General features: G+C 52.9%; 8 protein-coding genes. 7 read left to right on the forward strand and 1 reads right to left on the reverse strand.

From position 1 onward, the window contains the following. Window positions 1-51 precede the first annotated feature (51 nt). From ACTID9_RS13705 to ACTID9_RS13725, 5 genes are all read left to right on the forward strand, one after another. Window positions 52-537, forward strand: coding sequence for a cell wall elongation regulator TseB-like domain-containing protein (locus ACTID9_RS13705; protein ID WP_441071998.1), 486 nt, complete (start codon window positions 52-54; stop codon window positions 535-537). Between the two features lie 19 nt (window positions 538-556). Beyond that, window positions 557-1,186, forward strand: a complete 630-nt coding sequence (locus ACTID9_RS13710; RefSeq protein ID WP_441072000.1) for a fumarylacetoacetate hydrolase family protein — start codon at window positions 557-559, stop codon at window positions 1,184-1,186. A 249-nt stretch (window positions 1,187-1,435) separates the two neighbouring features. Then, complete coding sequence (locus tag ACTID9_RS13715) at window positions 1,436-1,966, forward strand: hypothetical protein (protein WP_441072001.1); 531 nt, start codon at window positions 1,436-1,438, stop codon at window positions 1,964-1,966. Continuing rightward, window positions 1,959-3,461, forward strand: a complete 1,503-nt coding sequence (locus ACTID9_RS13720) for an AAA family ATPase (protein ID WP_441072002.1) — start codon at window positions 1,959-1,961, stop codon at window positions 3,459-3,461. Before ACTID9_RS13715 ends, ACTID9_RS13720 begins: the two co-directional genes overlap by 8 nt. A gap of 198 nt (window positions 3,462-3,659) precedes the next feature. Continuing rightward, complete coding sequence (locus ACTID9_RS13725) at window positions 3,660-8,180, forward strand: WIAG-tail domain (protein WP_441072004.1); 4,521 nt, start codon at window positions 3,660-3,662, stop codon at window positions 8,178-8,180. A gap of 77 nt (window positions 8,181-8,257) precedes the next feature. Here the strand turns inward: ACTID9_RS13725 and ACTID9_RS13730 are convergent, their stop codons facing one another. Continuing rightward, entirely contained in the window at window positions 8,258-10,438 is a 2,181-nt protein-coding gene (locus tag ACTID9_RS13730) for a malate synthase G (RefSeq protein WP_441072006.1), read from the reverse strand. Window positions 10,439-10,604: 166 nt separating this feature from the next. Here ACTID9_RS13730 and ACTID9_RS13735 point away from each other — a divergent pair, with 166 nt between their 5' ends. Continuing rightward, complete coding sequence (locus tag ACTID9_RS13735) at window positions 10,605-11,513, forward strand: LysR family transcriptional regulator (RefSeq protein ID WP_441072008.1); 909 nt, start codon at window positions 10,605-10,607, stop codon at window positions 11,511-11,513. Window positions 11,514-11,783: 270 nt separating this feature from the next. After that, on the forward strand, window positions 11,784-13,016 hold the full coding sequence (pepT, locus tag ACTID9_RS13740) for a peptidase T (RefSeq protein WP_441072010.1): 1,233 nt from the start codon (window positions 11,784-11,786) through the stop codon (window positions 13,014-13,016). Window positions 13,017-13,030 lie beyond the last annotated feature (14 nt).

Raw genomic sequence — 13,030 nt, forward strand, 5'->3', positions numbered from 1 at the left:
ACGAACCTGTCCTTGCCCGCTTTCTGATTTTATGTAAAGGAGCAGCAACTCGTGTATGTACGCATTCTATTGATTGTCGTCGCCGTGGTTTTGCTGATCGGCGGTTTTTCCTCGCACCTGTTGTACAGCGTGGTGGCGGAAAAGCGCGATTTCGAGCAAGCGGCACGCGATTGGGCAGTAGCCAATACAGCGATTACGCAAGTGGACGAAGTGTATGAATACAGAGGCACGACGACATGTACCGTCGTGATCGGAAAAAATCAGCAAGGCACGCGGGCGATCGCCTGGAAAACGAAGGATTCCACGTTTTTTGACACGATGGATGGCAAATTGACGAAGGAAAGCGTTGCGGATGCAGTAACCAAACATTTTCCCAACGACCAGGTCGTGCACATCGTGCCTGGCATCGAGGACAAAAAGCCGTTTTGGGAAGTCGTCCTGAAAAACCCGAGCGGCGATTACACCTATCTGTACTATGATTTTTCGACCGGTCAAGTGACCAAGTCATTCACCATCCATCCGCCAGCAAAAACATAGCACACAGGGGGAGAGCAGATTGTCGATCATTCGAAACATTTATTGCGTAGGCCGGAACTATTCGCAGCATGCAGCGGAATTGGGCAATGACGTACCGACGTCGCCGATGTTTTTTTCCAAGCCGACACATGCGCTCGTCGAAGCGACGGGACAGACAATCGCGCTGCCAGGCAATCGCGGCGACGTTCATTATGAAGCCGAATTCGTGATCCGGATTGGCAAGCCGTATGCGGTCGGGATGAAGGCGGAGGACGTCATCGATGCGATCGGGTTGGGCATCGATTTTACGCTGCGCGATGTGCAGAGCGAACTGAAGAAGAAGGGCCATCCGTGGCTGTTGGCCAAAGGCTTCCCCAACTCGGCGGTGATTACGCGGATGCTGCCGTTTCCTGGGATGGACGTATGCGAGCGCACGGAGTTTTCCCTGTTGATCAACGGTGAACGGGTTCAGCATGCTACGATCCGCGAGATGATTTTTGATTTGCAGACGATTTTGGATTTTGCAGCGACTCATTATGGGGTCGGCGAAGGCGACCTCATCTATACCGGAACACCGGCAGGCGTCGGGGCTTCCGCGCACGGCGACCGGATGCAGCTGTTCTGGGGCGATGAGCTGCTGGGCGAATGCACGCTGCATATGGAAAACTAGAGGCATGGATGAAAAGACTCGTGGGGGTATCCTGCGAGTTTTTTTCATACAGATAAGAATTTAAAAATTCTTATCCCGTATAAGTGCAACCGCGGCTCCGCCAAAAAACATGGCGTAGCCAGGTTTTCTAAGGTTGTAGCACCCAGCTTTTCCATGTCAACAACTACCTTTCATTTTTGCGGGATCGACATGCTATACTTTGCTCATGACAGATAGCAAAAAGCTGTTGCAGCAAAGGGGGAGTAAGTGTTGACATTACGCAGATTACCGATCATGCTTTCCTTTCTCGTGACAATGGTCTTGTTGTTTGGCGGCTGGTATCTTTATCAGCAAATGGAGGTTAAAGAACCGCTGAAAACCGAAGTGCAGCAAATGACCTCCGCAACGCTGACAGACCTGAAAGTTGCAAAAGATCAAGTGATTGTGAAATTACACGTGACCAATCCGGACACGTTTCCGCAAGAATATCGCCAATTGCAAAAAGAATTGCAAGCATACAGCAATGGCCGTGAGATCGATGTTGAGGTGACCAACCAAGGCGAGCAGTTGAAAAAGATTTGGACGGATGGCCAGTTTGCCGTCAATGAGGCGATCGAGCTGCATGAGTACAGCAAGATCCCGCAGCTTGTAGCAGCGTGGAAGCAGACGTACAAGCTCGACTCGGCGGTTGCCAAAATGGATGATTCGACGATTTACATTTACATGAAGAACGGTCAGCAAGATTTTTACGCGATGCTGCCGCGCACCGCAACTACCGGGGAGGTGACGCTTCATGTCTAAAGAAATGCTCTATGGCGTGATTCCGGCGCTGTTGATTTTTCTAGTATTCCTGGGCGTTAACATTACACCGTTTTTGTTGTTTGGCGCCTTACTAGCGGGGTTGTTTTTTGTGATGAAGCGCCAAGGCAACATGAACTTTGGCAATAAAGCGAAGGCGGGCGCGCATGCCGTGCCGAAGTCGAACATTCAGTTCGTCGACATCGGCGGGCAGCAGCGCGCGAAAACGGAATTGAAGGAAGCGCTCGATTTTTTGATCTACAAAGATAAAATCGAACAGTATGGCATCCGTCCGATCAAAGGCGTGCTGCTCACAGGGCCGCCTGGAACCGGGAAAACGCTGATGGCGAAAGCAGCTGCCAACTACACCAATTCTGCGTTCGTGGCAGCGTCCGGCGCATCGTTTGTGGAGATGTATGTCGGGGTCGGTGCGCAGCGCCTGCGCGATTTGTTCAAGGAAGTGCGCCAGCTTGCGGAGAAGAACGGCCAAGATAGCGGGATCATCTTCATCGATGAGATCGACGTCATCGGCGGAAAACGCGATGGTCAGCAGCAGCGCGAATACGACCAGACGCTGAACCAGCTCTTGACCGAAATGGATGGGATCGCGACGAAAGACAAGCCGCGCATTTTGGTGATCGCGGCGACCAACCGCAAAGACATGCTCGACTCTGCGCTGCTGCGTCCAGGCCGCTTCGACCGGCACATTACGGTCGACTTGCCGGACAAAGGCGCGCGCGAACAAATTTTGACCATTCACACGGCGAAAAAGCCATTGGCGTCCGACGTTGATCTCGAACGCGTCGCACAGGAAACGTTCGGGTTTTCCGGCGCGCAGCTGGAAAGCGTCGCGAACGAAGCCGCGATTTACGCCATGCGCGATGAGTGCGATCAGATTGAGATGCGCCATTTCTCGTACGCTGTCGATAAAGTCATGATGGGTGAAAAAGTCGACCGCGAAGCGTCCACAGAGGAGAAAAAGCGGGTCGCGCTGCATGAGCTTGGCCATGCGATCGTCAGCGAGCGCGTGCGCCCTGGCTCTGTATCGCAGGTGACATTGAGCCCGCGCGGACAGGCGCTCGGGTATGTGCGCCAAAACCCGATGGAAGACCGTTATCTCTACACCAAAGAAGCGCTTGAACAGCAGATTATGGTTTGCTTGGGCGGCGCCGTCGCGGAAGAGATTTATTATGGCGGCCGCAGCACAGGCTCCAAAAACGACTTTGAACAAGCATTGGGCATGGCCCAGGAGATTGTCAACAGCGGCATGTCCTCGCTGGGGATCATCCATCCGCAGTATGTCGACAAGAGCAAGGTGCATGATGAGGTAAACAGCATCTTGAGCCGTCTGGTAGACAAAACGCGCGAGCTGCTCGGTCAGCACGACGAGGTTTTCCAGCAAAGCTTGCAGCAGCTGCTGGATCAGGAGGTCGTACATGGCGACCAGTTCCGCGCCATGCTGGAGACCATGGTACCTGTTGAAAAATTGGTGGGCTAAACGCCCATCTTTTTTTTGCATAAAAAAATGTGGTGGGTTTTCCCATGCCTGGGCCATCCAAGCCATAGAGCGCAACAGAGGAGGTTTTTTCCCCGTTTTCTCCCATTTTGGTCTGTCCGGCGGTGTCCTTCATCATGATCGCTGCATATTCTAGGCATGACATAGGCGAGAGTAACAACGATGAAGGAAGGGACAAAAATGGCGAAACAACCTCCCAAAAAAACCGCGAAACCAAAAAAGCCACAGCAGGAGCCCCTGTTTTTATTAGATAATGAACTGGAATTTGATTGGCTGAGCGAACTGCCTGAACCGGAGAAACCGGTGGAACGAAAGGAAACGTCCCCGCCACGCCCGAAAGCTGAGGACAAGACGGTTGCGAAGAATGTAGCCCCTTTCCCTCCTTTGCAAATGGTGCCAAAAGGGACGATCTCCTCCAACCAGAAATCATTTTCATCTGTCTTGAAAGAACGCAAAACAGAAAAACAGCAGCATCCGGTCGTGTATACGGATGATCTTTCCGACAACATCATTACGACGGAAAAAATCGCCAACCGGTCGATCGACGAAAGCAAGATCAAGCCTGGCAGCATTGGCACCAATCTGTTGAAGGACTATGCGGTGGACAGCTCAAAACTGGCCAACTACAGTGTCACGTCCAGCAAGCTGAGTCCGCATGTGATCGAGGAGTTCCATGTCGCAGACAATGCGATCTCGGGGAAAAAACTGCTGGATCGCTCCATTTCCGGAGACAAATTGATGAACAATAGCATTACCAGCGACAAGCTGGCGGACAAAACGATCGATGCGATGAAAATCGCCGAACAATCGATCGAAGCGAAGCATTTGCATCCGCAGGCGATCACGACGGATTTGATCCAGGATCAGTCCATTACCGCAAGCAAAATCAGGATCGGCTCGATCCAAACGGCAAATTTGGCGAACGGGGCCGTTGACAGTGCAAAGATCGAGGATGGGGCAGTAACGTCTGAAAAACTGGCGAACGGGGCCATTACCTCCGAAAAACTTGAGGAAGACAGCGTCGACAGCTACCATCTCCGTAATCAGTCGGTGCTCCACCGTCATTTGGGTGAAAATGTCGTCCACCAGGAAAACATTGCGGCCAACAGCATCCACCAGGAGCATCTGGCGAAAGAATCGGTGACAACCGAGAAAATCGCCAAACAAGCGATTACGAGTCAGCAAATTGCCGACAATGCGGTCAACAGCGCCAAGCTCGCACCAGAGGCTGTAAGCGAGTTCCACATTCAATCCAATACGATTCAGACGCGCAATCTAGTCGATGGGGCTGTTACCCAGAAAAAATTGGGCGATCAGCAAGTGACGACGAGAAAATTAGCGGAGCATGCGGTCACGGCCGAAAAAATTGCTCCTGGCAATATATATGGATTTCATCTCAATTCGGAAACCATCCAGACCGAGCATTTGCAGGAAGGGTCCGTCACAAAGGAAAAAATCGGCGGGCGCTCGATCGTTGCTTCTCATTTGTGCGATCGGATCATCGAAACGCAGCACCTTGCCGACAGCTCGGTCACAGCGAGCAAGCTTTCGGATCATTCGGTGACAGAGAACAAAATCGCCAACAATTCCATCACGGTCAATAAGCTTGCAGATGGCAGCGTGACCGGAGAAAAACTGCTGGATCACTCCGTCACGGGGCAAAAGCTTGCAGACGAATCGATCAGCAGCAAACATTTGGCCAAAGGCTTGATCAAAGCGGAGCACATCGCGCGGCAGGCGATCGCGGGCGGACACATCGGGTTTTATGAGATCAACCACGAGCATTTGCGCGATAAAGCGGTGCGCACGGAAAAATTGCAGGATCACGCGATCACACGGGAAAAACTTGCCGAGCAAAGCGTCGATAGCAGCAAAATCGCAACCCATTCGATCGATACCGATCACGTCATCAATGGGGCGATTACCGCCGAGAAGATTGATTTCCAATCGATTTTGCCCGAGCATTTGACAATGGGGGCGGTCGAGACCGAGCATTTGCGCACCGATGCCGTGACGAGCGATAAACTGGCCAATCATGCGGTGACGACCGAGAAGTTGCTCGATGGTTCTGTCACATCCGCAAAAATAGCGGAGCAAAGCATTGACGGAAACAAAATCATGTCACACTCGGTCGATACCAACCATCTCGTGGATGGAGCCGTCACGCATGAGAAAATCGCGGCGGAGGCCATCCATACCAACCATTTGAACCCGTCCTTGATCGGAACCAAGCATATCAGCAAAAAAGCAGTGACGGCAGAGAAGCTGCAGGATCAGGCTGTGACGTCAGAAAAGCTGCAAGATTCGGCGGTCGGTACTGCGAAACTGCAGGACCGCGCGGTAACGACAGAAAAGCTCGCCGATCATGCCGTTGGCGCAGAGAAGCTGAAAGATGGCAGCGTGGCCACGAACAAACTGAAAGACTATGCGGTGACAAGCGAGAAGATTCAGGATCATTCCATCACGGCAAGCAAGCTCGGCCCCAAAGCCGTTTCTGCAGCCGCTATCCAGGATCAATCGGTGACGGCCGACAAATTGCAGAATGATGCGGTCACCGCCGAAAAACTGCAAAATCAGTCGGTTGGGACGGAAAAGCTGAAGCAAAACGCAGTCACCACGGAAAAGCTGGCGGACAACGCGATCAGTAAAGAGAAGCTGCAGGATGAAGCCGTGACTGCTGCCAAACTGCAAAATCAGTCGGTTGGAACGGCAAAACTGCAAGATCATGCGGTGACGAACGAAAAGCTTGCCAACCACGCTGTCAGCGCAGAGAAGCTGAAAGACGGCAGCGTGTCGACAAGCAAACTGCAAGACGATGCGGTAACAAGCGGGAAAATTCAGGACTATGCCATCACCGAAAGCAAGCTCGGTGCGCAGGCTGTCTCGGCAGCCGCCATCCAAAACCAGGCGGTGACGGCGGAAAAGCTGCAGGATGAAGCGGTGACTGCGGCGAAGCTGCAAAATCAAGCGGTCGGAACAGAAAAGCTGAAAGATCGAGCGGTGACCACGGAAAAGCTCGCAGATAACACGGTCAGTACCGAAAAATTGCAGGATCAAGCCGTGACAGCGGAGAAGCTGCAGCATCAGGCGGTCGGGACGGAGAAGCTGCAAGATTTTGCGGTGACAAAGGAGAAATTGGCCGACAACGCGGTCAGCGCCGAAAAATTGCAGGACGGCAGCGTATCGGCGAGCAAGCTGCAAAACCAGGTGGTCACGACAGAAAAATTGCAAGATTGGGCAGTGAGCAATTGGAAAATACGCGATGGCGCCATCTCCCTCGACAAATTGCAGGATAAGGTCGTCGCGACGCGTAAACTGCAAGACCACGCAGTTACGACGGAGAAAGTGAAGGATCAAGCGATCACGACAAGCAAGCTCGCCGAGCAGGCCGTCACCACGCCGATCATCCAGGATCGCGCAGTGACCGCGGAGAAGCTGCACGATCAGTCGATCACGGAAGAAAAGCTGCGGGATGCATCCGTCTCGTCGAAAAAACTGGTCGATGCGGCCGTGACGACCGAGAAACTGGCCAATCAAGCGGTCAGTGGCGAAAAATTGCAAGATGGCAGCATTTCGACAAACAAGCTGCAAATGCAGGCGGTAACCAGCGAGAAACTGCAAGACTGGTCGGTCACCAGCCTGAAGCTCCGCGATGGCGCCGTAAACAGCGATAAACTGGCAGCAAACGCGGTTGCAAGCAGACATTTGGGTCTGGGCGCGGTGGAGTCGCGGCACCTCGGAATGGGCACTGTCGGTACACAGCACTTGCAAGCAGGAGCGGTTACAGGGGAACAGCTCGCACAGGCTGCAGTGACCACGAAGCATATTGCCGACCAGTCGGTTACACCGGAAAAACTCGCCTTCCAGCCTGTACAGACCAATAAGGCGGAAGGAGTGACATTCCAGCAGTTCGGGATCGTGCCGTTTACACTGGATACCGATGAAGTGATGGCGGAAGTGGCGATCACGTTTCCGACGGAGTATCAAAATGACGAGGTCGTCATCGTCGGAATGACCAATCAGCCGACCTGCTATACAACGCTGAAAGTCGTGAGCAATCGGGAAGCGAGATTGTATGTCGTCCGCCGCGATTCGGGATGGAGCATGCAAGGGTTGTTGTATTGGATCGCGATCGGAACACAGCAACCGACGGAGCGTGCGGCAGAAGTTGTGGAGAAAACGGACGTCCAGGTCATGGAGGAAGAGACGGCGGAACTGCAAGACGAACAGGCTGAGCCAATCACGCACGCCGATGAGGCGGGCGCGATTGTAGAGACGCAGTGGCACGAGCCGGTGGATGGGCAGGAAGCGATCAAGCCGGATGCGAGCGAGACCGAGGGTGAGAATGGAAACGATGGCATGGAACAGCCACAGCTGGAGGAATCAACGGCTGCTGTAGAACTGGAAGAAGAAAATGAGTCAGGCGAGAGCGAATGGACGGAATCTGCCCAATCAGCCGAGTTGGGTATGGTCATCATGCAGGACGAAGAGTCAACTACCGTTGACCAGGCATTGTTTTCAAACGAACAGGAAGATGAGTATTGGGATGAGGAACTCGATGAAGAAGATTTGATCGGGGAAGAGCTGGATGAGGCGGAACTGGAAAGAGATTTGGAGAGCTTCCTTGAGGAAGAGGATGGCGATGCAGACCAGTGGAGCGAGTCGAGCGATCCAGCCCCTACGAAATTAGGCGAAGCGTAATGGTGTAAGCGAACGGCAAGGCAAAAAAACTACCCGTCGTCAGAAAGAGCCGGGTAGTTTTTGTCTTCGCAGAACGGTTACACCTTGCTTGCCATCTTGGCTTTAAACTCCAAGCGCTTCCGGTGCAGGATCGGATCGGTGTATCCGTTTGGCTGCTCGCACCCTTTTACGACCAGCTCTACCGCTGCCTGGAAGGCAACAGAGTTGTCAAAGTCGGCAGCCATGGGCGTATACGCCGGGTCGCCCGCGTTTTGCTGATCCACGACTTTCGCCATGACTTTCATCGTAGTGAGGACCTGCTCTTCACTGACCACACCATGGTGCAGCCAGTTGGCGACATGCTGGCTGGAGATCCGCAGGGTCGCGAGGTCTTCCATCAGCCCGATGTTGTTGATGTCCGGCACTTTGGAGCAGCCTATGCCTTGTTCGACCCAACGCACGACATAACCGAGGATTCCTTGGATGTTGTTGTTCAATTCCTGCTGGATTTCCTCCTGTGTCCACTGTGGGTTGGTGACCACCGGAATGTCCAGGATGTCATCGCGGTAATCACGGATGTCCGCTTTAAACCTGTTCTGCACCTCGTTGACGTCGATTTGATGATAGTGGATGGCGTGAAGTGTCGCTGCCGTCGGAGAAGGGACCCAAGCGGTATTCCCGCCTGCCAGCAGGTGGCCGCTTTTTTGCTTCAGCATTTCTTTCATCAGATCAGGCATGGCCCACATGCCTTTTCCGATCTGGGCGCGGCCTTTCAGACCGCAGGCGAGCCCGATACGCACGTTAGACCGCTCATAGCTTTGCAGCCAGCGTGTGGTTTTCATTTCATTCTTGCGGATCATCGGTCCGGCTTCCATGGAAGTGTGGATTTCGTCACCTGTCCGATCGAGGAATCCGGTGTTGATAAATACGATCCGGTTTCTCACCGGAAAGAGGCAAGCTTTCAGGTTGAGGGACGTGCGGCGCTCCTCATCCATGACACCGATTTTGATCTGGTGACGCTGCAGTCCCAGCAAGTCTTCCACCCGGTTGAACAGTTCGTTGGCAAAAGCCACTTCTTCCGAACCGTGCATTTTGGGCTTGACGATGTAAATGGAGCCTTTGGCGGAGTTGACGAAGCGGCCGTTGCGCAGCAAATCGTGCTTGGCGATCAGACTGGTTACGACGGCATCCATGATTCCTTCCGGCACTTCCTGGCCGTCTTGATCCAGAATGGCTCCGTTGGTCATCAGGTGACCGACGTTGCGGACAAGCAGAAGAGAGCGGCCTGGCAAGGTAAACGCTTCGCCGGCAGGCGACAGGTACTTTCGGTCCGGCTGCAAGGTTCTGGTGACCGTCTTCGCACCCTTTTGGAAGGCAGCCGACAAGTCGCCTTTCATCAAACCAAGCCAGTTGCGGTACACAAGCACCTTGTCTTCCGCATCAACGGCAGCGACCGAGTCTTCGCAGTCCGCGATGGTGGTCAGGGCTGATTCCATCAGGATGTCTTTTACTCCTGCGGCATCCGTGCTTCCGATTGGATGGGCGCGGTCGATCTGGATTTCAAAGTGCAGCCCGTGATTTTTCAACAGGACAGCGGTAGGGTCAGCAGGATCGCCGGAATACCCCGCGAGACGGGAAGCATCAGCCAGAGTTGTCGTCTTGGCGTTGCCAAGTTCAACGCAAAGCGTCCCATCGACGATGGAATACCGTACGGCTTCTGAATGGGATGCCCCTTGCAGCGGCGCGGATTGGTCGAGGAACTGTTTGGCAAAGGCGATGACTCTCTCGCCGCGCACCGGGTTGTAAGTGCTGCCGCGCTCGGCGCCGCCATCCTCCTCGATCGCATCGGTGCCATACAGTGCGTCATAAAGGCTTCCCCAGCGGGCGTTTGCAGCGTTGATCGCATAGCGGGCGTTGTTTACCGGCACGACGAGCTGCGGGCCGGCCTGCAAGGTGATGGCATCGTCGATTCCCGCCGTATCAATTTCAAAATCCGCTACATCCGGCTCCAGATAGCCAATATGTTGTAAAAACGCCTTATATTCCGGGAAAGAAAACGCGTCCCTATGTTCCTTGTGCCAGCTGTCAATTTGGTGCTGCAGATGGTCGCGCTTTGCAAGCAGCGCCTTGTTTTTTGGGGTGAAGTCGTGAATTAATTTGTCAAAGCCGGACCAGAACTGTTCACTGGACACTCCTGTGCCTGGCAATGCCTCATTTTGGATGAACGTATACAGAATGCGGGAAACACGCAGGTTCCCGATCTCCATGTAATGCTCCATCTACCTCTCCTCCTTCTATTCATAAAAACGCAACATCACCGTGCAAGGGGATTCACAAAACCCATGCAACTGACTTGTATGTATTGTACAATAATGGTCATTATGACAATCATATATATTCGGAAAATTCTTTATGCATTTTCGTTATAAAGTGGGGTGACGACTAGTGGACATTCGACATCTGGCGTATTTTTCGGAAGTAGCCAAGCATTTGAGCTTTTCCAAAGCAGCTGCAGCCTTGTACGTATCACAGCCATCCATCAGCAAAGCGATCAAGAGTCTGGAAGCGGATCTGGGTGTCCCGTTGTTTTATCGCTCGACGAAACAGCTGGAGCTGACGGACGCGGGCAGAGCGGTGTTGACAAACGCCAAAAACGTCCTGGAATCGTTTCATAACCTCACGTCGGAGTTAAACGACGTGATGGAAATCAAAAAGGGCGAAATTCGGATCGGCATCCCTCCCATCGTCGGTGCGGCCTTCTATTCAAAACTCATCATCCAGTTCAAAGCGATGTATCCCGATATTGATATTCGCCTGAGTGAAGTCGGCACGAAAATGATCAAACAAGGAATCGAGGAAGGTTCGCTCGATGTTGGATTGGTCTGCAGTTATCCGCTGCAAAACGACGGTTTTGAAGGGATGAAATTATTGCAGGACCCGCTGATGCTGGTCGTTCACAAGGATAACAGGCTGGCTGCCCAACCGTCTATCCGTATCACGGAAATCGCAGGCGAACCGTTGATTTTGTATCGGAAAGATTTTTCGCTGCACGACCGTATTTTAGACGAGTTCGCCAGACACGGATTCGCTCCCAAAATCGTCTGCGAGAGTTCCCAAAAAGACTTTATGATCGAGCTGGTGGAGGCAAAGCTGGGAATTACGTTTCTGCCGAGCAAAATCTGCAGCGAGCTGGACCATCCCGCAGTGGTTGCACGGCCATTGCACGATGCGGACATTCGCCTGGAGCTGGGGTTGATTTGGAAGAAAGAGAAGTATGTGCCGTATTGCGTCCGCAAGTTTATTGACATGACGCAGCAGAAGATTCATGATCCGGTAAAGGCGGATGACGCATGAAAACGGGCAGAGCAAGGGGGGCTGGGCATAAACGGAAACAAGCGCAGCTTCTTTTTCCATTGGCGTAACGCCTCATCAGCTGTGACGTCCCTGCGCAATCCTTGTAGGGGCGACGGCGGCCGTGGTAGAATTTGTCATGCGATCGTCGCTTTCGTGAATAAGGGGAATGGTTCAAACGATACTAGAGAAAAACCACTCTTTCTTCGATCATGTTGCAGGTAATCAAGAGGCGTGTTCGCTAACGAATTGTATTGGAGTTGAAAGCAGACGATGAAAACGGAGATCATGAATCGATTCATCTCTTACGCGCAAGTTGATACACAGTCCGATGAGAGCAGCGAAACGTGCCCCTCGACACCAGGGCAGCTCGTGCTGGCCAAAATGCTCGTGGACGAGCTTGCAGCCATAGGGATGCAGGACGTTACGGTGGATTCGAACGGTTATGTCATGGCAACCCTTCCTGCCAATACAGACAAAGAGATTCCCACAATCGGTTTTCTTGCCCATATGGATACGGCCACCGATTTTACCGGGGCCGGCGTGAAGCCGCAAATCGTCGAAAATTATGACGGACAGGACATTGTCCTGAATGAAGAGCTGAATATCGTCCTTTCGCCGCGCGATTTTCCAGAGTTGGCCGGCTACAAAGGCCACACGTTACTGACGACAGACGGCACCACATTGCTTGGCGCTGACGATAAAGCCGGTATTGCCGAAATCATGACGGCTATGGCGTATCTGATTCAACATCCGGAACTGAAACACGGGAAAGTACGCGTCGCATTCACTCCAGATGAAGAAATCGGAAGAGGCCCGCATAAGTTTGATGTGTCCGCTTTCGACGCGGTTTATGCGTATACGATGGACGGCGGTCCTTTGGGCCAGCTCGAGTATGAGAGCTTTAACGCAGCATCAGCCTTCATTACGTGCAAAGGGAAGAACGTTCACCCCGGCTCGGCCAAAGGAAAAATGGTCAACTCTGCAAAAATAGCCATGGAGCTGCATGGAAGGCTGCCGGCTGATGAAACCCCTGAGAAGACGGAAGGCTATGAAGGCTTCTATCATCTGTCTTCCATTCAGGGCGACGTCGAGCAGACACAGCTTCGCTATTTGATCCGGGACCACGATCGGAATCGGTTTCAGGAGAGAAAGTCCGAGCTGGCCCGCATCGTCGAAGACTTACAGCAGAAATACGGAGAAAAGCGAATTGAGCTGGAAATCAAAGACGAATACTTCAACATGAGAGAAAAGATCGAGCCTGTCATGGAGGTCGTGGACATCGCGAAACAGGCGCTGGAAAACCTCGGAATCGCGCCGGTGATTCAGCCGATTCGCGGCGGCACGGATGGCTCCCAGCTATCCTACATGGGGCTGCCAACCCCGAATCTGTTTACGGGTGGGGAAAATTACCACGGACGGTTCGAGTATGTTTCCGTAGACAACATGGTGCAGGCAGTGAACACGATCATCGAAATCGTGAAGCTGTATGAACAAAGATACTAGATTCGTCAAGTTTT

Source organism: Brevibacillus fluminis (assembly GCF_052072235.1).
GTDB classification, from domain to species: domain Bacteria; phylum Bacillota; class Bacilli; order Brevibacillales; family Brevibacillaceae; genus Brevibacillus_D; species Brevibacillus_D fluminis_A.